This window comes from Duncaniella freteri, assembly GCF_004766125.1.
GTDB lineage: Bacteria > Bacteroidota > Bacteroidia > Bacteroidales > Muribaculaceae > Duncaniella > Duncaniella freteri.
Map to the genome: position 1 here is coordinate 1,906,338 of NZ_SJSA01000001.1, position 23,207 is coordinate 1,929,544.

The following is a 23,207-nucleotide window of genomic DNA, read 5'->3' on the forward strand; positions in this document are numbered from 1 at the left end:
GGTGTTGTTTATATGCCAAATTTACGCAGAATTCGTGAGATTATGGCATCATGCGGTAAATTTAGTCAATTTATTTCTTGGGGATATGTATGTTTTTGACTTTTAATAAAAATCAAACGGCATGGAAAATCCGGGATTTTTATGTACCTTTGTAAGTTATGAAATTCCAGCTGACTTCACAATATCAACCCACCGGCGACCAGCCGCAGGCAATAGAGCAATTGGTCAACGGCATCAAGGCGGGCGACAAGGCACAGACACTCCTTGGCGTCACCGGCTCGGGAAAGACGTTTACAATGGCAAACGTCATAGCCAGGGTTGAGAAGCCCACTCTCATTCTCAGCCACAACAAGACTCTTGCCGCTCAGCTCTATGGCGAGTTCAAGAACTTTTTCCCTGAAAATTCGGTGCAGTACTTCGTGTCCTATTACGATTACTATCAGCCGGAAGCCTATATCCCCACTGTCGATAAATACATCGAGAAGGACCTGATGATCAACGAAGAGATTGACCGTCTGCGCCTTTCCACTGTCTCGGCACTCCTTTCGGGGCGTAAGGATGTGATAGTGGTGTCATCGGTGTCATGTCTCTATGGCATGGGCAATCCTGAGGATTTCGACAGCAATGTGATAAAGATATCCGTAGGGCAGAAGATCGCACGCAACAAGTTTCTCCGCACTCTCAGCAGCTCATTGTATTCACGCAATGAGATCGAACTGTCACGCGGCACATTCCGTGTGAAGGGCGACACCGTCGACATCCGTCTTGCCTATGAGGAGATCATAGTGCGTGTTACATTCTGGGGCGATGAGATTGAGTCGATCAAGACCATCCATCCGTCCGATAACACGTCGCTCGGCTCCCACAATGAGTTCCAGATATATCCTGCCAACCTTTTTGTCACCTCTCCCGAAAGGATGGGGTCGGCAATAGGGCAGATAGAGCTCGACCTTGGCGAGCAGTACAACTTCTTCATGCGCGAAGCGAGGGAGATGGAGGCGAAACGTCTGCTGGAGCGTGTGACTTACGATGTGGAGATGCTCCGTGAGCTGGGGCATTGTTCAGGTATAGAGAATTATTCACGATATTTCGACGGTCGTCAGCCTGGTATGCGTCCTTTCTGTCTCCTCGACTATTTCCCGAAGGATTTCCTTACCATTATCGACGAGAGCCACGTCACTCTTCCGCAGTGTCGTGCGATGTATGGCGGTGACCTTTCGCGTAAGATGAATCTTGTGGAGTATGGTTTCCGCCTCCCTGCGGCTCTTGACAACCGTCCGTTGCGTTTCGAGGAGTTTGAGCGTCTCACGCCCCAGGTTCTCTATGTGAGTGCCACTCCTGCCGATTATGAGCTGGAGAAGTGCGAAGGGGTTGTGGTGGAGCAGATCATACGCCCCACCGGGCTTCTCGATCCGGTCATAGAGGTGCGTCCGTCGCTCAACCAGATCGACGATCTTCTCAACGAGATCAATGACCGTGTGGAGCGTGACGAGCGTGTGCTCGTGACCACTCTCACAAAGCGCATGGCTGAGGAGCTCAACGATTATCTGTTACGCTTGCGCATAAAGACCGCTTATATACACAGTGATGTCGACACCCTCGACCGCATAAAGATTCTCGACGGGCTGAGGGCAGGAGAGTTTGACGTGCTCATCGGGGTCAATCTTCTGCGAGAGGGGCTTGACCTTCCTGAAGTGTCACTGGTGGCTATCCTTGACGCCGACAAGGAGGGATTCCTCCGTTCTCACCGATCCCTTACACAGACGGTGGGGCGTGCGGCGCGTAACCTCAATGGCACAGTCATAATGTATGCCGACAAGATCACCGACTCCATGCAGCAGACTATCGATGAGACATCGCGGCGACGCTCTGTTCAGCTCGCCTACAATGAGGAGCATGGCATAACACCCCAGGCAATAGTCAAGGCGCGCAATGTCATTATCGGACTCGACACCGATGAGATACTTCCGCAGGGCAAGCCCGGGCAGGGACGCTCGTCAGCAAAAGGTGCCGGAACTTTCGGACGAGGTAAGAGCGCGCAGCCTGTGCCGTATGCCGGAGAATACTCTTCGAGAGTGGATGTCGCAGCCGATCCTGTCATGCCTTATCTGTCGGCTGATGCTCTGCGCAAGCTCATCGAGAAACGCCGTGTGGAGATGGTTGACGCTGCAAAAAATATGAACTTTATCGAGGCGGCACAGATGCGTGACGAGATCATCGCCATGGAGGACCGCCTTTCCAAAATGCCTGCTGAATAATGATACCGAGAGTCGATGCATATTTGCCTACGAGTGTCAAGGAGATGAAGATTCTTGGCTGGGACAGTGTGGACGTAGTGCTGTTTTCAGGTGATGCCTATGTGGATCATCCTTCGTTTGGGGCTGCTGTGATAGGGCGTACGCTACAGGCTGCCGGTTACAGGGTGGCTATAGTCCCGCAGCCCAACTGGCAGGACGACCTGCGCGATTTCCGCAAGTTCGGTGCACCGCGCCTGTTCTTTGGGGTCTCTGCCGGAGCCATGGACTCCATGGTCAATCATTACACTGCTGCTCGTCGTCGTCGCAGTGACGATGCCTACACCCCGGGAGGGCGTCATGGCGCGCGTCCCGACTATCCGACTGTAGTGTACTCCGACATACTCAGGAGACTGTTTCCGGGTACCCCCATCATAGCCGGAGGCATTGAGGCTTCGATGCGCCGTCTGTCTCATTACGATTATTGGGAGGACCGTCTGCGTCCGTCGCTGCTCATTGATTGTAGTGCTGACCTCATATCCTATGGGATGGGTGAGAAGTGTGTCGTAGAGATTGCACAGCATATCGACAGCGGTGAGTCGCTTGATTCGCTCACATGCCTGCCTCAGACTGTCATACGCACCTCTGCTCCTGGCATGGATTGCCGTGAGGGTAAGATATATGTGGGCGATCAGGACATTGTGCTCCACAGTTATGAGCGTTGCCAGGCCGACAAGCGTTGCCAGGCTGAGAATTTCAGGCATATCGAGCAGCAGAGCAATTCGATGCACGGAAAGACTCTGTGGCAGCGTCACGGCGACATATGGATAAAGGTCAATCCCATGTATCCTCCCATGGCTACCGAGGAGATCGATGCGTCATTCGACCTCCCTTACACTCGTCTCCCTCATCCGCGCTACAAAGGTAAACGCATTCCTGCCTACGATATGATACGTCATTCGGTCAACATCCATCGCGGATGTTTCGGCGGATGCTCATTCTGTACCATTTCGGCTCATCAGGGCAAGTTCATTGCCTCGCGCAGTAAGGAATCTGTGCTCCGTGAGGTGCGGCAGGTCACCCGGATGGATGATTTCAAAGGCTATCTCAGCGATGTTGGCGGGCCGAGTGCCAATATGTACCGGCTTGGCGGAAAGGACCGTTCGCTATGTGAGAAATGCCTTAAGCCATCATGCCTGCATCCGTCTGTGTGCCCTAATCTCAACACTGATCATCGTCCGCTTCTCGATCTCTATCATGCCGTTGATGCTGTGCCTGGAGTCAAGAAGTCATTCATAGGGAGCGGTGTGCGTTACGACCTCTCCATGCATCATACAGGTGATGAGGCTGTCGACCGCGCCAACCGTCAGTATAACGAGGAACTTATCACCGCCCATGTGTCTGGCAGGCTGAAAGTTGCTCCGGAACACACCTCCGATGTGGTGCTCGACATTATGCGTAAGCCCACGTTCAGGCTTTATCACGAGTTCTCACGATTCTTCAGCAGGGTCAATTCTGCCCATGGGCTGAAACAGCAGCTCATACCATATTTCATATCCTCCCATCCGGGATGCCGTGAAGTCGACATGGCAGAGCTCGCTGCCGAGACCAAGAGTCTTGACCTGCATCTGGAGCAGGTGCAGGATTTCACTCCCACACCCATGACTCTTTCCACCGAGATATATTATACCGGGTTCCATCCTTACACTTTGAAGCCGGTGTTTACTGCGACTGATCCGGAAGCCAAGAAAGCCCAGCGCAAATATTTCTTCTGGTATGATCCCTCCTACCGTCAGGACATCACCCGCTCCCTCATGCGCATGCATCGCACCGATCTTCTCGCACGTCTCTTCCCGCGTTCCGCCTCCTATCCATACAGAAAAAAGTAGATTGCAATGTCTGCCTGGCTGTACCCTACAGTTGTTTATCCGTTGATACATAGGTGTTGACGGAGGCATCTTGCATAGGCATTATTGCAAAGAATGGTGCCTATGTTTTTGTGATGTCGTAAAAATTCATTACATTTGTGAAAAATTTTTAATCTTCCAATAGTTTTTATCACCGGATTATATTCAGATAAACCAAAATAAAACTAAGTCTAATCATCTAACCAGTCATCAATTATGTTAAAGAGACTCCTCCTAACAGCCGCAGCCGTATGGCTTAACTGTATGGTGTCGCTCGCAGCAGCTGACGATGTCACGTGTAAAGGCGTGCTGGTAAATGAGGTGGGCGAGCCTATCATTGGCGCGACTATCACAGTTCCCGGCACAAAAGTTGTCACCACTACCGACATCGATGGTAACTTCTCTTTCTCTGCTCCAAAGGGAAAGAAGGTTCATATCAATTACATAGGCTATAAGCCTCTCGACCTTGAGGTTGCGTCCGATCTCGGTCAGGTTGCAATGGATGTAGCATCCGAAATGCTTCAGGACGTTGTGGTTACACAGTCTATAGCACGTACGCGTAAGACCCCTGTGGCTGTGTCGGCTGTGAATGCCGAGACTCTTGAGATCAAGCTCGGCAACCAGGAGCTTCCCGAGGTGCTCAAGACCACTCCCGGTGTATGGGCCACAAAGGACGGCGGCGGTTTCGGCGATGCCAAGATCAATATCCGCGGTTTCCGTTCCAACAACACTGCCACCATGGTCAATGGTGTGCCTGTCAACGATATGGAATGGGGCGGTATCTACTGGTCCAACTGGAGCGGACTCGGTGATGTCACCTCATCGATGCAGGTACAGCGCGGTCTCGGAGCCACAATCATATCGTCACCCTCATTCGGCGGTACCATCAATATGATCACCAAGGGCCTCGATGCAAAGAGAGGCGGCACAGCCTGGTACGGACTTGGCAACGATAACTCCATGAACTATGGTATATCGTTCTCTACAGGTCTGATGAAGAACGGCTGGGCTCTAACATTCCTCGGTGCGCGCAAGACCGGCGACGGATACATCCAGGGCACCGACTATGAGGCTTACAGCTACTTCCTCAACATATCCAAGCGTCTCAACGATAACAATCAGATCTCTCTTACTGTGACCGGCGCGCCTCAGACCCACAACAAGCGTAACTCAGCCAACGGTCTGTCAATAAAGGAATGGCAGAATGTGGCTAACTTCATGCCTAAGGGTGAGGCTTACCGATACAATCCTACCTATGGTCTGGGCTTGAACGGTGAGGAGAAGTCGTCACAGTACAATGTGTACAACAAGCCTGTGGCTATGGTCAACCATGTATGGCAGATCAACCACAAGTCATCGCTGTCGTCAGTAGCCTATGCTTCACTCGGAAGCGGTTACGGTTCCAACGGTCAGGGCTACAGCTCTTCTTATAGGAATCTGTGGTATGGTGCCACAGACGGTGCCCTTAACTGGAGTACTGTCGAGAGCAACGGTGTGACTTACAATCTGCGTCATGGCAACGGTATGTTCGCCTACGATCAGATTCAGCTTATGAACCAGAACAGCACCACCGGATCTCTCATGGCTATGTCGAATTCCGTGAACAACCATAAATGGTTCGGCTTCATCTCCAACTATAAGAATGAGCTAACTGAGAATCTTGCAGTCACAGCCGGTGTCGATGTGCGCTATTACAAGGGATACCACACCAATGAGCTTTCCGATCTCTACAATGGAGCTTACTTCATTGATGAGACTCGTTCCAACAAGAATGTGACCCGTACATTCGCTACTCCTGAAGCAAAGCTCGCATGGCAGCGTGAGAAACTTGGTGTAGGCGATGTGGTATATCGCGACTGGGACAGCCGTATCTGGCAGGAAGGAGTGTATGCCCAGGCTGAGTATCAGGCTCTTGACAAGAAGCTCAACCTTGTTCTCGCCGGTGCCATGAACCTTAACACCTACACTCGTTACGAGAATTTCTATGTCGATGAGGAATTCAGCAAGTCACCTACAAAGACTTTCTTTGCCGGTAACATCAAGGCTGGTGCCAACTATAACATCAACCGTTACAACAACGTGTATGTCAACGGCGGTTACATCACACGCGCCCCATACCTCCAGTATGGAGTGTTCGTGTCCCCTGCCAACTCCAATGCCATCAACCCCGATCCGCGCAACGAGAAAGTCGCTGCTGTAGAGGTTGGCTATGAGTTCCATTCACCCAAGTTCACTGCTCAGCTCAACGGCTATTATACAATGTGGATGGACCGTACCATGGTCACTTCTGGTACTTCGGAGTATGACGGCACACGCTATTCCGCTACCATGAATGGTGTGGACTCACGCTATATGGGTGTGGAACTCAATTTCGTCTACAAGCCTTTCAAGTGGATGGAGCTTTCAGGTATGCTGTCGATCGCTGACAACACCTGGCAGAACGACCCCATTGGTTACTACTACAACAGCCAGGGCGAGGCTCTTTCATTTCTCGGCAATCGTGAAACGGCTCCTGTCACCACTACCCCTCTTGCCGAGGATCATCTCAATGCCACTATCGTGCAGAAGGGCATAAAGGTGGGCGGTTCAGCTCAGACCACAGGTGCTCTTGGTGTTCAGTTCAAGCCTTTCCGCGGATTCCGTATCGGCACCGACTGGACATTCAATGCACGCAACTACAGCGACTTCACGCTCAACTCTCGTAGCGATGTATCCCTCTCCCCGGGCAAGCCTCTCATTATCAGCGAGCCTTGGAAGATTCCTTTCGGCAATCAGCTCGATATCAATGCAAGCTACAATTTCCCGATTACCGACAATGTACGCTGCACATTCTCAGCCAACGTGTATAATGCATTCAACAATTACTATGTTATGGATGCCTACACCAACTATTCTACCGTCGGCACATGGGAAAATGCTTTCAGAGTCATCTACAGCTACGGACGTACATTCAACCTTCGTGCTAAACTTTACTTCTAACCGAGCACCCACTCATAACGTATAAATACAATTATGAATAAGAATATTCTTAACGCAGTCATTGTAGGCTCACTCGCTATGGGGCTTGCAAGTTGCGACGAAAACTCTTGGAATGACCATTATCTGAATGGATTTGAGGGGGGGGTAGATTACAATAACAAGGAGACCGGCTCATATACTGTCTCTGATGCCGACTATGCAGCTATCGCCAAGATGCTGGAAGGTGAGGCTGCCGACGATGCCGAAAAGGCGGCTGCCAAGGCGATTGCAGCCAACCTGTATTTCGACAAGTCTGGCATATATCCTGCTGATGTTGTTCTCCCTCTGTTTTTTGACACTTCTTCATTCCCTTACTATCTTGCATCCAACGGTTCTGCTGTCGATGTGACCTATCGTGAGGCTGGAGCAGTGCCCGCCGAGATCACCAATATCGGAGCTGCCAAGTCACTCTCTGTCGGAAAGGCTCAGTACAAGGCTGCCTGGGGCGGTGATGTAGATTTCGATCAGGCGTATCCCGAGAATTTCAATCCTGCAAAGGATATGCTTGATGTGCTCTCTGACGGTTACAGCAATCCCGGCGAGGGTGACTATGCGGTGGTCAATTACAATGTCGTAGTAGGTACCCCCGACTTTAATTCCGGAAAACTCTTTCTGGAGGAGCCTTTCGCTGAAGGTCAGGGACAATTTACCATTGACAATATTTTGCTCCCCGAAGGCAGCACTTATGTATGGAAGTTTGATGACCGTGGCTACATGAAAGCTTCAGCTTTTGTTGGGGGTGCCAATAAAGCTTCCGATGCATGGCTCATCTCTCCAGAGATTGACCTTCCCGCCGATGCCAATGCCTACCTGACATTTGATCAGGCTTGGAATTTCTTCAAGGATGCGGCAACAGCTGCAAAGGAGAACACTGTCGCTGTACGCGAAGTGGGCGGAGAATGGAACAATCTTACACCCGAAGCTGTGCCTGAGAGTCTGAGTTGGACTTTCGTAAACTCCGGCAAGATCGATCTTAAGGCTTATAACGGAAAGAAGATTCAGATCGGTTTCCGTTACACAAGCACAGCTGAAAAGTCTGGCACCACCGAAATCAGAAACGTGAAGATCGCTTCCGGTGCCGATATCCCTATGGTGACCAACCATGCTCTTTACTGCTTCGATGGTTCGGACTGGGTAGTTCCTGCCAACGCTTGCATGCTCCAGCCTGCCGACTATGAGGCTATGGGCTTCAAGAATGACAAACTTGAGAATCCTCAGGCTTATATCCCCGCTTATCTTAAGCAGAAGTTCCCCTATGCTCAGCAGGGTGCTCAGAAATATGTGGTATACAACGGCAAGACTGTTTCGCTCTTCGTGTTCGACGGTGCTGTATGGACTCTCAATGATAACGGTCTTAAGACTGTCACCGGACATTTCGAAAAGCAGAATGGCAAATGGGTGTTCATCAAATATGTCGGAGAGGCTATTTTTGACGAATTCAATGAAGAGGTCATCAAGCTTGACAAGAGCTACATTCTCGTGTCGGAAAATATCTGCATGAAGCCTCTTGATTCCGGCAAGTCATACGGATACATGAACACCACCGGTGTCTCCATCTCTGATGGTCAGATCATCCTACCCGGCGATGCCAATGCGTTCGCATTCGTATCAACCTTTGTTAAGGATGATGTGAAGTATGAGGCTCCTGAAGGAAAGTTCATGATCCTGGGATCGGATGGACGTTATATTTATATGCAAGGCACATACGATAGCTTCAATGTCAAGAACGAGCCGGCTATAGCAGATGGCGGTGCGATCGCTGACGGCTATCTCTGGACCGCTAAGCGCAATGCCGACGGCACATGGGCTATTGTCAACTGCTTCAGCGAAAAGACAATCGCTTATTCTACTAAATTCACTAGTTTCGGTGCATATGAAACTATTGGTGAAGGGCAGTTGACCCCCTACCTCTACATTATGCAGTAACATATCCTCTGCATAATACAACACAACCCCCCCATTCTGGCAATCAGCCAGAATGGGGGGATTGTGTTGTATTACCCGGTAATGAAATTAAGACAGACAACATAGATATGACAAAATAATCATCAAAAGATTATTTTTATTGAAAAATATTTGAATAATAAGCAAATGATTATTAACTTTGCGGTGTCTTAAGATAAGACATGAGTTCTTTAAAAGGTTTAAAAGACCGGGTAGAATTACTTGAGCAATTGAGGTTCTACTTCCGATATGAACAAACCCTTCTTAATGAAGGTTGGGTGAGTGAATCGGACTTCTTCAAGATTGTGGACGAAATCATTAGAGAGTATGCCATAAGCATAATCAAGGAGGAGTGAAAGACCAGTTTGACCGTCCGTTAGACGGATGGTCAAACTTTTAAAGAGCATTCTATCTTAAGACTTTTTTTGTAAATAAACAATCATCATATATTATGAACGCTGAATTAAAGACATTGATTGATGAATTGGCTTCACAGACAAGTCTCTCAAATGACGAGGCGGATTTGCGTATGGCTAAGGCTTTTGCTCTCGTCAGGACTCCGGAAGAGAAAAAGGAAGCCGGTGAATATTTGAGGAAGGCTATTGCTCGTAGGAAACGTCCGGATGTCGATGTCAAAAGCATATTAGGCGAGGTATCAGAGATTCTGAACCTTTCCTATATAGCTAAGCGTTATTTTGACAAGGACCGTGCATGGCTGTATCAGAGGCTCAACCGATCGATGGTCAATGGTAAGCCGGCTGCCTTTTCCGAATCAGAACTTAGGATATTTTCCGATTCTCTCAAGGAGATAAGTCATATCATTCAACAAACCTCAATTAATTTAACTCATTAAAAATCTTAAGACACGATGATGTCGCATCAGGCTTCTGATGCGACATCATTTTTTGTATCTATATGATATTTATTTTGTCAGTAGGTCAAAGCACCCTGAACATATACGACAGGGTAACTTCTATAGATGATCCGCGTGATGCTGCGAAGAAATCACGTTTGGTGGCTTTGAATATATTGCCGATACCGAAATAATATCTTCCCTCAAGCTGGATGCTGTTACGTCGGTTGATAAAGAATTCCACTCCCGCGCCTCCGGCTATTCCATAGTCAAACTTATTCTCGATCTCCATCTTCATCTGCTCGTTGGTGCGGTAACCTTTGGGGAAATCAGGGATATTGTCAAAATTTTTATAATCGAAATTTGACTTTATCTTTTCACCGATCATGAAACCTGCTTCCGGACCCAGATTAAAGAATCCTTTGACTTTGTTGGAACCGAAATAGATATGAGTGAGCAGAGGTATCTGTATATAGGTGAGTGTACGCGAGTACTCGAATTGCGGAGCCTCGTCCTTCACAAAGTCCTCTTTCCATCCGCGCTGGGTGAGATTGACTTCGGCTATGAGTCCGAAGAAACGTTCCTCGGTGTAGCGGGCTGTGATGCCGAAAGTCTTTCCCTGTATCATCGACTGATGCACTTCAGGGGTGAACGACATGCTTGATAGCGTTACGCCTGCTCGCGCTCCTATGGATAGGTTAGGGGAATACTCACGCTGGGCGTTGGCGGCAAACGGTAATACGAGTGCTGCAAGTGCCCATACACATTGGCGTTTGGCAGAAATAAAATGACGGATGTTCATCAGATGCGAGACTTTTCGATTATGTTGCCCGGACGGAAGTTTATGAAATAGAGGGCATCATTGTAGGAGCCGGCTCCATCCCCGGCAGTGGTGAAGAAATATCCGTTCTGCACACCGTCGTAGGATGATGCTTCATGAAGCAGGTAGGGTATCACAAACATGCCTGTGTCAAATCCGAGCAAGCCTTGGCGCGGCACCGCGTTCTCCATTCTGTTGCCATACCATTTCTTGTACTTGGCATCGATATCATGGGTGCGTGGCGCGTCCTCGTGGGTGTAGAAGCGTGAATACACTGTGGTGTTGAGGTTGTGCATGTTGTCAAGGGTCTCGCCTCGGAAAGTGGTCCATTCCGGATAGCCGAACAGGCGTACCATAGGGGTGACAGCCTCGTCGCGCCACTCTATGATGCCGGGCATAATACGGTTAAGATCTGCCTGACGGCTCGAAGTCGGGATAAATGTGTAGTTGCCGTCGGTAGGTAAGGCGCGCAGGTCTGCGCTCTCCAGACGTCCGTCCACTTCGATGTTCATGAATGTGTTACCCTTGTCGGTAAGTGACTGCTTTAGTGCCGATACGAATTCTGCCTTGTCACCGTTCTCACCCTTGAAGGATACGAACACCGGGGTGGAGTAGGACAGACGTTCCATGAGCGCGTCGGTTGCCTTGCGGTACATGAGTGCGCTGGGAAGATTGCCGTGCATCACTGACGGATTGGTGAGATAGGATTTGTCACGCACAAGGAATGTGTTGAACACTTTCACATTGTTGTTTTTACCGTACTCTGCAAGTATGGCGAGCTGTGAGGCATTGTCGGGGGCTATTATGGCATTGTGCTTTCTGAAAGCTGTGTCGGTCAGAGCCTCGCGCACTTTCAGTACCGAGCCTTCGGTGTCGTAGGCCGTGACGTGTATAGGGGCTCCGTTGCTGCGCAGGCTATCCACAGCTATGAGGAAGCCTTTGTAGAACTCGGTGTATCTCATCGCGCTCTTGGAGGGTGTCTCCTCGTTCAGCATGAACGGAAGTATGACGGCTATGGACACAGGCTCTTTTGTTTCTACAGGAGCAGCCGGGGTCAATGGGGTCAGAGGAGTGGATTGGTCAGTCTCGGTCGCCGCGGTATGGTCGGCATGTTCATTGGAGGCGGTCAGTTCGTCGTGCTCATCCGCATTGACAGCTTCTTTCGGCACATAGGGTATGTTGAGCACTTGCCCCTCTTTGAGAGTGATGATTCCTGGATTGGCGGCTTCAAGAGCTGCCACTGTCAGTCCGTTTTCAATGGCGATGGAATAGAATGTTTCCTTCTTTTTCACCACATATCCGCGCATTTCCTGTCTGGGTGCGGCTGTAGAGGGCTCTGCCTCTTTCTTTACCGGCGGCTTGGCGGTGGAAGTGTTGCTGTCGGCGCATGCGGGAGCCTTTGAGCCGGGTACTGTGAGAGTGATGGTCTGACCGGCTTTCAATCCGTTTTTCAGCACAGGGTTCTGGGCTATGACATCCTCGGTCTTTAGCCCGTATTTATGGGCTATGCCGAAGATTGTCTCCCCTTTGTTCACATAATGGCTTATCACTTGCTCTGACGTGGCGTTGTCGGAGTCGGGGGCTGTGGCTGTAGTGGCGGCAGGCTGTGGCTCTTGTGCGGGGAAGAACAGCACCATCCCTTTGCGCAGGCCGTCAGCAACGGCAGGATTGTGCCTTATTATCTCGTCCTTGGTTATGTCGAGCTTGTGGCATAAGGAGTAGACTGTCTCCTTGGCGGGTACTTCATAGTAGTGATACAGTTTTCCGTTGACCTTCTTTGTAGGGAGGTCTTTGACTGCGGCTTGCAGAGATATTAACGATGCCGCTCCGATGAGTGCGGCTAACGTAGTGAACCGTGAAAAATTCATGGGTATGCTCAGATTGTGATTTTGCAAAATTACTAATAATTCCGCACCTCTCCGCACCTTAATAATGAAAAAAAGTTTTTTTACAGAAATTATGTGTTAACTTTGCATATGAAATCAAAAGATAATTATGAAAAAATCGGAGCTTGAACTCATTCTCATAAATATCTCGGGTCAGGACCATCCCGGAGTCACATCTGCACTGTCAGAAATTCTTGCCAGGTACGATGCCGGCATTCTTGACATAGGTCAGGCGGATATCCATCACACTCTTTCACTTGGAATTCTTATAAAGACCGATTCCAGTGTGTCGGGCAATATAATGAAGGAGCTGCTTTTCAAGGCTTGCGAACTTAATGTGAACATCCGTTTCACCCCTGTGAGTATCAGGGAGTATGAGGAATGGGTGGGGCGTCAGGGCAAGAACCGCTGGATCATCACACTGCTCGGGCGCAGGCTCACGGCACGACAGATAGCAAATGTCACTTCGGTGCTTGCCGAGCAGGGTATGAACATCGATGCCATACAGCGTCTCACAGGGCGTATGCCGCTTGGCGAGGAGGAACAGCCGAGGTCAAAATCGTGTGTCGAGATGTCGGTGCGAGGCACCCCCTCGGATGTGCATGCCATGCAGGAAAAGTTCATGAAGCTTTCGCAGGAAGATGAATTCGATATATCCATGCAGGAGGACACCCTCTATCGCCGTTGCCGCCGTCTGATATGTTTTGATATGGACTCTACTCTCATAGAGACCGAGGTCATTGACGAGCTGGCTATGCGTGCCGGGGTCGGTGACAAGGTAAAGGCTATAACAGAGAGTGCCATGCGTGGCGAGATTGATTTCTGCGAGAGTTTCCGTGAGCGTGTGGCTCTGCTCAAAGGGCTGGATGAGAGCGTGATGCGTGACATAGCCGAACATCTGCCGGTCACCGAAGGGGTCGGACGCATGATGCAGGTGCTGAAACGTGCCGGATACAAGACTGCCATCCTCTCAGGAGGATTCACATATTTCGGGAACTATCTTAAGCAGAAGTATGGTTTCGACTACGTGTATGCCAACGAGCTTGAGATTGTTGACGGCAAACTCACCGGACGCTATCTCGGCGATATTGTCGACGGCAGACGCAAAGCCGAGCTCCTGCGCCTCATAGCCCAGGTGGAGAATGTCAATATCGCTCAGACTATTGCCGTCGGCGACGGTGCCAACGATCTCCCCATGCTCTCTACCGCCGGTCTTGGTATCGCATTCCATGCCAAGCCTAAGGTCAAGGCCAATGCCGAGCAGTCCATCTCGACAATAGGACTGGACGGAGTGCTGTATTTCCTCGGATTCAAGGACTCATTCATAACCGAAAGCTGATGAACGAAGATGCTTTAAGCCAGTTATATCTCAAAGATACTACTTTTCAGGACCTTATGCAGCGGCGCATATTCAATGTGCTGCTCATAGCCTCCACTTACGACGCATTCATAATGGAGGAGGACGGCAGAGTGGAGGAGCAGCTCTACTTCGAGTACATATCGCTCAACCTGTCGTCGCCTCCGCGTGTGACTCGCGTGTCAAACTCGGCTGAGGCGATGGAGATCATGGCGGTAAAGAGCTTTGACCTCGTGATAATGATGCCTGGCAACGATGTCAGCGAGACCTTCACCGGAGCGCGCCGCATCAAGCAGTCCTATCCTGAGCAGCCCATCATTGTGCTGACACCGTTCTCCAAAGAGGTGTCGCGACGGCTTTCAAACGAGGATTTCTCGGGCATTGACTATGTGTTTTCGTGGCTCGGGAATGTCGACCTTCTGCTTGCTATCATCAAGCTGCTTGAGGATAAGCTCAATGCCGACAATGACATAAACAACGTTGGGGTGCAGATGATTCTTATCGTGGAGGATTCTGTCAGGTTCTACAGTTCCGTGCTGCCTATAGTCTACAAGTTCATCCTCACCCAGTCACGTCTGTTCTCCACCGAGGCTCTTAACGAGCATGAGCGCATGCTCCGTATGCGCGGGCGTCCCAAAGTGATGCTTGCACGTGATTATGAAGAGGCTTTGGAGCTCTATGAAAGATACTCCGAACACATACTCGGTGTGATAAGTGACGTATCGTTCAAGCGCGAGGGTGCCAAGGACCCTAAAGCCGGCATACGTCTGGCAAGGGAGCTGCGTCGGCGCGATCCGTATCTTCCGCTCATTATCGAAAGCTCTGAGCCAGAGAATGCCTATGATGTCAGGGAGATGGGTTGCACGTTTATCGACAAGAACTCCAAGAAATTTCCTGTGGACCTCGGCAAGGCTATCATCAACGAGTTCGGTTTCGGGGATTTTGTGGTGCGCAATCCTGAGACAGGCGAGGAGATATGCCGCATCCATAATCTCAAGGAGCTTCAGAAATCCATCTTCGATATCCCTGCCGAGGCACTGTACTGGCACGCATCGTTCAACGATATATCGCGTTGGCTCTATTCCCGCGCCATGTTCCCCATAGCCGAGGTGATAAAGCAGCACCGTTTCAGCGACATCAGCGATGCCCCGCGAGTGCGTCAGCTGTTCTTCGACCTCATTGTGAAGTACCGTAAGATGAAGAACCGGGGTGTGGTGGCTATATTCCGTCAGGACCGTTTCGACCATTACTCTAACTTTGCCCGCATCGGTCAGGGATCGCTCGGAGGCAAGGGCAGAGGTCTGGCATTCATCGACTCCATAATAAAAAAGAACACCGAATGCGACAACTTTGACGGCATCTCCATCTCCATACCACGCACTGTGGTGCTATGTACCGATATCTTTGACGAGTTCATGGAGAGCAATCAGCTTTATCCGGTAGCTCTGAGCGATATGCCCGACGAGCAGATACTCCGGCATTTCCTCCGCGCCGCCTTGCCCGAAAGGATACGTGAGGACCTGAAGGCTCTGCTTCAGGTGGTGGACACACCTATTGCCGTGCGTTCATCAAGCCTTCTTGAGGATTCCCATTATCAGCCGTTTGCCGGAATATATTCCACTTACATGGTGCCTAAGTTCTCCGATCCGGACAGGATGCTCGGGATGCTCACCGATGCGATAAAGGGTGTGTATGCCTCGGTGTTCTATGCCGACTCAAAGGCCTACATGACAGCCACATCCAATGTGATTGATCAGGAGAAGATGGCTGTGATACTACAGGAGGTCGTGGGCAAGGACCTTGACGGTTACTATTTCCCGTCGTTCTCGGGAGTGGGGCGTTCGCTCAACTATTATCCTTTGGGGGAAGAGACCCCTGAGGACGGTGTGGCTGAGATTGCTGTAGGGCTTGGAAAGTATATTGTGGATGGCGGAGTGGGGCTCCGTTTCTCTCCGCGCCATCCCGGAAATGTGCTCCAGACCTCGGAGCTTGAGCTGGCTCTCCGTGACACGCAGACACGCATGTATGCCCTCGATATGATAGGGGATAAGGGAGAGATAAAGGTTGAGGACGGATATAATGTGGCAAAACTGCGTGTGCAGGATGTCGCCGACAAGGGAGCGTTGACCTACATGGTGTCGACTTACGATTTCCGCGACAATGTGTTGCGTGACAATGATAAGAGCGACGGCCGTAAAGTGGTCACGTTCAATAATGTGCTCAAGCATGATGTGTATCCCCTCGCCAAAGCGGTCGACTTTATGCTCCGAAAAGGCCAGCAGGAGATGCAGCGTCCTGTGGAGATCGAGTTTGCGGGGATGATTGAGCCCGGCAAGAAATCGAAAGGACGTCTTTACTGGTTGCAGATACGTCCCATTGTCGACCGGAAGGAGAATGTGGATGAGGCTGTGATGGCTACTCCTGACGATTGCCTGCTCCTCAAATCCTCCACCGCTCTCGGGCATGGTACCATCGAGGGGGTGAGAACTGTGGTGTATGTGCGTCCCGAAAAGTTCTCTTCATCCAACAATTCTCTGATAGCACGTGAGATGGAGAAGATCAATCGCGGATTTCTTGAACGTGATGAACGGTATCTGCTGATAGGTCCCGGCAGATGGGGCTCCTCTGACTCCGCCTTGGGTATCCCTGTGAAGTGGCCAGCCATATCGGCAGCCCGCCTCATAGTAGAGTCGGCGTTGCCTAACTATAGGATAGAGCCGAGCCAGGGAACGCACTTTTTCCAGAACCTCACGTCTTTTGGCGTTGCATATTTCACCATCGACACTACCAGAAAGCGCAATGCGGATGCCGGGGTGACCGACCTTTACGACGTGGCTTTCCTTGATGCCATGCCGGCTGTATACGAAAGCGAGTTTATGCGCATCGTGACATTTGAAGACCCCCTCGTGATAGGTGTCAACGGGCTTAAGGGCACAGGGGTGGTAGTGAAACCGAATAAATAAATCTACAGTATACATAAGAATTTATTATGAAGTATTTTATTACATTTAACGGTCAGACAGTGGGACCGATGACCAAGGAGCAGATCTATGCTTATCCTGTCACACCCGACACTCCGGTTTGCACTGAGGAGAACCAGAAATGGACTCCGCTCTACATGTTCCCCGATCTGATGGAGGGACTCAGCAATCCCGAACGTATGCAGTCACCCGCTGAGGTCAACACCACAGGCAAGGACAAGATAGTATGCGGGGTGCTGGCGATAGTTCTCGGTACGCTTGGTGCGCATTATTTCTATATGGGAAAGGCCGGAGGTGCGATAATATGTATCCTTCTTTCGATCATAACATGTGGATTATGGGGAATCCTTACGCTGATACAGGGTGTGATGATGCTCACCATGACACAAGCCGACTTCGAGCGTAAATACGTGCTCTCTTCTTCCACTTTCCCGCTGTTCTGATGAGAGATGGTGTGTCAGAGCGGTATTTTTGTGAGTTTGATGCACCAGGAATAATCCTTTATGGCTGATAGAATGACCCCGCAGCAGCGGAGCAGATGCATGGCGGCGATAAAGGGTAAGGATACCCGGCCGGAGATAGCTGTCCGCAGGTTCCTTTACTCGCAGGGGCTCCGTTTCAGGGTCAACAACAGGCGGCTCCCTGGGTCGCCCGATATAGTATTGCCGCGTTACAGGACAGTCATCTTTGTGGATGGCTGTTTTTGGCATGGACATGAGGGTTGCAGGCATTCACGCCTGCCTGAGAGCAACCGTGAGTACTGGCTTCACAAGATAACCCTCAACCGTGCACGTGACTACCGGGTGGATGTGGAGTTACGTCAGATGGGCTGGATAGTGATGCATATATGGGAGTGTGAAATTGATGAGACATCATTGCAGATACTCTATCAGCGCATAGTAGGCACCCCAGGGATAGGGGAGGGGTATGCCTCCACATCGGATAATGATGGTGGAAGCTCGCTCGCTGCCGAACCCCCCGAGGCATACGGATTGCCATATTGAATGAAAAGACATAAGGGTGCGACATTATCGCACCTTTTTGTATTATCACATACCGTAACTTTGTGCAAAGAATTCTATAAGTCCCATCTAAACACAAAGATATCACAGCTATGAAAAGGTCAGTTGACAGGAAAGAATTGCCGGTATCCCGCAAGGCTTACAATCGTTTCCGTTCGCGTATCCATGAGGTGCTCGGTCAGGATTCGGAGGCAGAGGCGCGCATGGTCACAGCTTTTGATCTTTACCTTGCCGGCGACAGAGGGTATGCATCCGGGCTTTCAGCTATGGAGGAGATGGCATTTTCGTTTTTAAGGCAGGATGTGGATGCCGCTATCGAACGGTCGCGCAAAGCCCGCGAGCGTGCTGCCTTACGCAAGTCCCGGTCTTTGCTCAACGCCGCTGTCGAAGATGGAGGAGGGACTGAAAAGCTCGTGGATGATTTCATAAAATATCAGCGGGAATATGCCATCAACCGCCCTGACTTCACTCCGCCCATGACACGTGCCGAACGACGCATGTTCAAGCGTGGAGCCGGAGTGCGTTCCACCCGATGGGACCACCTGCGCCCCAAGGCATAGACGCTTCCTGATGCAGTATAATTTATTAATGATTTGCCGTATTGAGGTGAAATGAGTACCTTTGTTTAGAAATAACATATACTTATGGACAGACCTCTTATATTTATAACTAATGATGACGGCATTAATGCCGCCGGGTTGCATAAGCTTGCGAAGATCGCTTCCGGTTTTGGCGATGTAGTGGTTGGCGCGCCCGATGCTCCTCAGTCGGGAAAATCATCTGCTCTGACTGTCAATGGCGCGCTCGAACTTATAGCACATCCTTCGGAGGATGGTGTAAGGATGTTCAGCATCACAGGCACTCCTGTCGACTGTGTGAAGGTTGCCATGCATGCCATCCTCGACCGTAAGCCCGATCTGATACTTTCTGGTATAAACCATGGCTCTAACGCTGCGGTAAACAATATCTACTCAGGCACTATGGGTGCTGCTATGGAAGGGTGCATTATCGGGATACCGTCTGTAGGTTTTTCGCTTCTTGACCATTCACCTGAGGCTGATTTCGAACCGTTGGCTCCGTTTGTTGCGGATATCATACGTAGAGTGCTTGCTGAAGGACTTCCGAAGGATATATGCCTGAACGTCAATTTCCCTGCCGGCTGCACTCCTGAGGGTGTCAAGGTGGTGCGGGCCGCCCGCGGGCACTGGACGGAGGAATACGGTGATTACACGTCGCCACATGGCAGGCCGTTCTATTGGCTCACAGGCAAGTTTCACAATGATGAGCCCGGTAATCCTGACACGGATGAATACTGGCTTGCAAGAAACTATGGCACAGTGGTGCCTATCCGTCCTGACCAGACTGCCGCCGACCAGATAGAGGCTATCAAAAGCCTTATAGACTGATGGTGATGTCACGGTTTCTGATAGCTGTGGCGTTGATGCTTTGCACCGCGCTCCGGCTCGTCGCTTTCCCATTGAAAGTGGCTGGGATCGACACTATGCGTACGGCTGTATGGATTCATGATCTCCGTTGGGGATATGACCTGGTGAATGCCAATATCGACAAGAGTCTCATTCCGGCATCAGTCATGAAAACAGTGACATGTGCCTCGCTTCTGAATCTCGCCGACAGTGAGGAGAGGTTTCTCACAGTAGTGTCGGCAACCGGTGAGGTGAGCGACAGTGTGCTGAACGGAAATATTGTGGTGAAAACTGTTGGTGATCCTACCATAGAATCGCAGTATTTCGATGAGACCAAGGGATTTGCCGACAGTATAGCCGCATCATTGCTTAGGCTTGGTGTGCGTCGTGTCAAGGGCGATGTCATCATTGACGAGAGCCGTTTTCCTGACGCTACCACTCCTCCCGGATGGATGGCTGAGGACATACCATGGTATTACGGAGCAAGATTGCAGGGCTCGAATTTCCGCGACAATAGGTTTAGGCTCACATTGCCTTCCAAAAAGACTGTCCCGGAGGTGCCTGACTTGAAATTTCAGTTTGTCAAGTCAAAGCGTCGCGGAGTCAAGGTCGACCGCAAGGACGGATCGGAGACTATGGTGGTGAGCGGGAATATGCGTCGAGGCTTTAGCGAGACATTCTCGATGCCGTATCCGTGCAAGGCTATGCGCGCGGAGATACTGGCAGTGCTTGGTGAAGCGGGCATAAGTGTGGATAACGGCACGGTCAAGGATTCATGTGATGAGACAGATATATACGTGCATCGCTCCCCGCGTTTCGGTGATATAATGCAGAGCCTGATGTTTCGTTCGGACAATCTGATGGCTGAAGGAATGCTCAGGGCTATAGCCCCGGGAGGCACGCGCCGCCAGGCTATCGAAGAAGTGCAGGCGGTGTGGTCCATGCTCGGGATAAGTGCTCATGGCGTTAATATCGTGGACGGCAGCGGACTGTCACGCGACAACAGGCTTACAGTCAGGTTTCTCGGTGAAGTCAGCAGGCATATGCTTGCCGAGGAGTTCGGCAACGAATATATCTCCCTTTTGCCTCTTGCCGGATATGACGGCACTATGAAGAGCTTCCTTGTCGACACGCCGCTTGAAGGTCGGGTGGCAATGAAGACCGGATCGATGAAGGGGGTCCAGTCCTATAGCGGATATCTTCTTGACTCGGAAGGGAAGCCTACACATCTGCTTGTTTTCATGGCAAATGGGTTCAGATGTAGCCGTGCTGCATTAAAAAATGATATTCAGCGTTTGTTATTAGAATTATTTGATGTAAGTTTGCAAGGTAATTTGCAGGAATCAAAAGAATAGATATGTCACACGATTATAACAGCCTGCTCAGGCTCGCATATGAAATAGAGGGTCTGCTGTTGTTGCAACAGCGGCGCGGAGCCGATGCAGAGGTTGCCATAGATGAGATGCTGGCAGATAAAATTGCTCAGCTTGCAGGTGATTTCCCTGTCAGGGGGGCGGAATCGTATTCAGTTACTGAGCCAGTACATGCAGAAGAGGCTCCGGTAATAGCCTCCGATAGCAATGATGCTTGCGAAGCTTCACTCAAGGCTGCGGACGGTGCTGTAGCAGCATCCGCTGTCGAAGAGGAGGTTGCAGAGTCCAATGGTGTCAAGGAGCCTGTGGCACCTGTGAGCAGCAGGGTTGAGGTATGCGAGGCTGACGATTCGCAGCTCACTCTCGATGAGAAGCTTGCCCGTCAGCGTGCCAAGGATATATTCAGGGCTTTTACTCTCAATGATAAGTTCCGTTTCCGCCGTGAACTGTTCCGTGACTCACAGGAAGAGTTTGATGATGCCCTCAAAGTGATATCCGAGATGTCAAATGTCGGTGAGGCTGAGGAGTATGTATACGATGATCTGTGCCTTGATCCCGAGAACGAGGCTGTCAAGGCGTTCATGGATGTGGTCATAAAGCATTTCTAAATATAACTTAAGAGAAATTATGGGCAAGCTCTATATAGTGCCGACTCCTGTAGGCAATATGGCGGATATGACCCCTCGGGCAATAGAGGTGCTGAAAGGGTGTGACCGTATCTTTGCCGAGGACACGCGCACGTCGGGTGTCCTGTTAAGGCATTTCGGGATAGAGACCCCATGCTCGTCGCACCATAAGTTCAATGAGCACACGACCGTACGTCCCATAATCGAACTCCTGCTTGCCGGAGAGACGATAGCTCTGATATCCGATGCCGGAACACCTGGTGTAAGTGATCCGGGGTTTCTGCTCACGAGGGAGTGCCGTAGGGAGTGTGTAGATGTGGAGACTCTGCCGGGAGCCACAGCGTTTGTGCCGGCATTGGTAAATTCCGGATTGCCGACCGACCGGTTCACGTTTGAGGGTTTCCTTCCTCCCAAAAAGGGGAGACGCACGCGTCTGGAACGGATCGCCGCAAACGATTGTACAAGTATCATATACGAGTCTCCGCTACGTCTGGTAAAGACATTGGGGGAGTTGATCGAGGTGTGCGGAGCGGACAGGCAGGCAAGTGTGTCGCGTGAGATATCCAAGCTCCATGACACTACCCATAGAGGGACACTCGGAGAACTGGAAATTTATTTCAAGGAGAACATTCCGCGCGGCGAGATTGTTATAGTCTTGGGAGCCCCCGAGGATAATACCCCGAAGGTGCATAAGAACAAATATAAGGATTAGCTCACTTTTCAACATTAAGAGAATATGAAAAAGATTGCATCAATCGCAATTGTGGCAGCTGCTGTACTTAGCGGTTGCAACGGTGATAAACTTCGTGAAGCAGAAGCTCAGAATCAGCAGCTCAAGGGTGACTTGAGTGAGACTCTTGCTACTCAGGACAGCCTTCTGGTGCTTGTCAATGACATTTCCGACGGGATGGCTCAGATAAAGGATCTTGAGAAAATCATAAGCACTCCGGGCGGTATCGGCGCAGAGTCGGCTTCACGCAAGGAGCAGATACGCAACGATATGATCGCTATCCAGCAGGCTCTTCAGGAGCGTCGTCAGCGTCTTGCCGACCTTGAGGCTAAGCTCGCCAAGGAGGGCGGGGAGAATTCTACCCTCAAGCGCACTATCTCCAATCTGAAAGCTCAGATAGCTGACCAGACCACCGAGATCGCAACGCTTACCAATCAGCTTGCCTCAGCCAACATCAAGATCGAGGAGCTCAGCAGCACTGTCACCAGTCTTAACACACAGGTGGATTCGCTGAGCACAAATGTCGCTAACGAGCGTGAACTTAAGGATGCGGCTCAGGCTGAGGCCGACAAAGCAACAGCAGAACTCAATGCCTGCTACTATGCGATAGGCAACAGCAAGGAGCTTAAGGAGCGCAACATCCTTTCGTCAGGATTCCTCCGCAAGACCAAAGTGATGAAGGGCGATTTCGATATGGATTATTTCCAGAATGCCGACAAGCGCACTCTCACTGAGATACCTACCCACAGCAAGAAGGCTGAGGTGATGACAAGCCAGCCCAAGGACTCCTATCAGATCGTAGATGTGGATGGGCAGAAAGTTGTCAAGATCACTGATCCGGCAAAGTTCTGGCAGGTATCCAACTTCCTTGTGATAAAGGTGGATTGATCCCGCTCGCATATCCCCGATAATCTATTTGGATAGAGACACAAAAGGACAAAAAGACAAAGAAAACAACAGCTTTATAATGAGCTGAATGATACTTGTTTCTTTGTCCTTTTGTCCTTTTGTGTTTTGGCATGCATGGATTTG

At 50.4% G+C, this 23,207-nt stretch carries 17 protein-coding genes; 15 read left to right on the top strand and 2 right to left on the bottom strand.

Annotated elements, in window-relative coordinates:
* The first annotated feature begins 158 nt into the window (after window positions 1-158).
* From uvrB to EZ315_RS08120, 5 genes are all read left to right on the top strand, one after another.
* Complete coding sequence (gene uvrB, locus EZ315_RS08100; protein ID WP_135471626.1) at window positions 159-2,258, top strand: excinuclease ABC subunit UvrB; 2,100 nt, start codon at window positions 159-161, stop codon at window positions 2,256-2,258.
* Window positions 2,258-4,123, top strand: a complete 1,866-nt coding sequence (locus EZ315_RS08105; RefSeq protein WP_135471627.1) for a YgiQ family radical SAM protein — start codon at window positions 2,258-2,260, stop codon at window positions 4,121-4,123. Before uvrB ends, EZ315_RS08105 begins: the two co-directional genes overlap by 1 nt.
* 234 nt (window positions 4,124-4,357) lie before the next feature.
* A complete protein-coding gene (locus EZ315_RS08110) occupies window positions 4,358-7,120 on the top strand; it encodes a TonB-dependent receptor (protein WP_242452542.1) in 2,763 nt (920 codons plus the stop codon).
* 33 nt (window positions 7,121-7,153) lie between these two features.
* Window positions 7,154-9,085 carry a choice-of-anchor J domain-containing protein gene (locus tag EZ315_RS08115; protein ID WP_135471628.1) on the top strand — a complete coding sequence of 644 codons (1,932 nt, stop codon included), beginning with the start codon at window positions 7,154-7,156 and terminating at the stop codon, window positions 9,083-9,085.
* A 469-nt stretch (window positions 9,086-9,554) separates the two neighbouring features.
* Entirely contained in the window at window positions 9,555-9,956 is a 402-nt protein-coding gene (locus EZ315_RS08120; protein ID WP_135471629.1) for a DUF5053 domain-containing protein, read from the top strand.
* Window positions 9,957-10,041: 85 nt separating this feature from the next.
* Here EZ315_RS08120 and EZ315_RS08125 read toward each other — a convergent pair whose 3' ends face one another.
* Together EZ315_RS08125 and EZ315_RS08130 are read right to left on the bottom strand one after the other, a co-directional pair.
* Complete coding sequence (locus EZ315_RS08125; protein ID WP_135471630.1) at window positions 10,042-10,758, bottom strand: porin family protein; 717 nt, start codon at window positions 10,756-10,758, stop codon at window positions 10,042-10,044.
* The gene (locus EZ315_RS08130; protein ID WP_135471631.1) at window positions 10,758-12,644 is read right to left on the bottom strand and encodes a LysM peptidoglycan-binding domain-containing protein; all 1,887 of its coding nucleotides are present in this window, start codon (window positions 12,642-12,644) and stop codon (window positions 10,758-10,760) included. Before EZ315_RS08130 ends, EZ315_RS08125 begins: the two co-directional genes overlap by 1 nt.
* Window positions 12,645-12,771: 127 nt before the next feature.
* Between EZ315_RS08130 and serB the strand changes: the two genes are divergently transcribed.
* From serB to EZ315_RS08180, 10 genes are all read left to right on the top strand, one after another.
* Entirely contained in the window at window positions 12,772-14,001 is a 1,230-nt protein-coding gene (gene serB / locus EZ315_RS08135) for a phosphoserine phosphatase SerB (protein ID WP_135471632.1), read from the top strand.
* Window positions 13,998-16,982, top strand: a complete 2,985-nt coding sequence (locus EZ315_RS08140; RefSeq protein ID WP_135471633.1) for a PEP/pyruvate-binding domain-containing protein — start codon at window positions 13,998-14,000, stop codon at window positions 16,980-16,982. The genes serB and EZ315_RS08140 overlap by 4 nt, the downstream gene beginning before the upstream one ends.
* Window positions 16,983-17,008: 26 nt before the next feature.
* Complete coding sequence (locus tag EZ315_RS08145) at window positions 17,009-17,443, top strand: NINE protein (RefSeq protein WP_135471634.1); 435 nt, start codon at window positions 17,009-17,011, stop codon at window positions 17,441-17,443.
* A 60-nt stretch (window positions 17,444-17,503) separates the two neighbouring features.
* A complete protein-coding gene (locus EZ315_RS08150; protein ID WP_135471635.1) occupies window positions 17,504-18,004 on the top strand; it encodes a very short patch repair endonuclease in 501 nt (166 codons plus the stop codon).
* 110 nt (window positions 18,005-18,114) lie between these two features.
* A complete protein-coding gene (locus tag EZ315_RS08155; protein WP_135471636.1) occupies window positions 18,115-18,582 on the top strand; it encodes a hypothetical protein in 468 nt (155 codons plus the stop codon).
* Window positions 18,583-18,666: 84 nt separating this feature from the next.
* Complete coding sequence (gene surE, locus EZ315_RS08160; protein WP_242452543.1) at window positions 18,667-19,428, top strand: 5'/3'-nucleotidase SurE; 762 nt, start codon at window positions 18,667-18,669, stop codon at window positions 19,426-19,428.
* Window positions 19,429-19,433: 5 nt separating this feature from the next.
* Entirely contained in the window at window positions 19,434-20,801 is a 1,368-nt protein-coding gene (gene dacB, locus EZ315_RS08165) for a D-alanyl-D-alanine carboxypeptidase/D-alanyl-D-alanine endopeptidase (protein ID WP_170957494.1), read from the top strand.
* Window positions 20,802-20,803: 2 nt separating this feature from the next.
* Window positions 20,804-21,427: a hypothetical protein gene (locus EZ315_RS08170; protein ID WP_135471639.1), complete on the top strand. Its 624-nt coding sequence runs from the start codon at window positions 20,804-20,806 to the stop codon at window positions 21,425-21,427.
* A 19-nt stretch (window positions 21,428-21,446) separates the two neighbouring features.
* Window positions 21,447-22,157, top strand: coding sequence for a 16S rRNA (cytidine(1402)-2'-O)-methyltransferase (rsmI, locus tag EZ315_RS08175; protein ID WP_135471640.1), 711 nt, complete (start codon window positions 21,447-21,449; stop codon window positions 22,155-22,157).
* Between the two features lie 24 nt (window positions 22,158-22,181).
* Complete coding sequence (locus tag EZ315_RS08180) at window positions 22,182-23,063, top strand: Cbp1 family collagen-binding glycoprotein adhesin (protein WP_135471641.1); 882 nt, start codon at window positions 22,182-22,184, stop codon at window positions 23,061-23,063.
* Window positions 23,064-23,207: the final 144 nt, after the last annotated feature.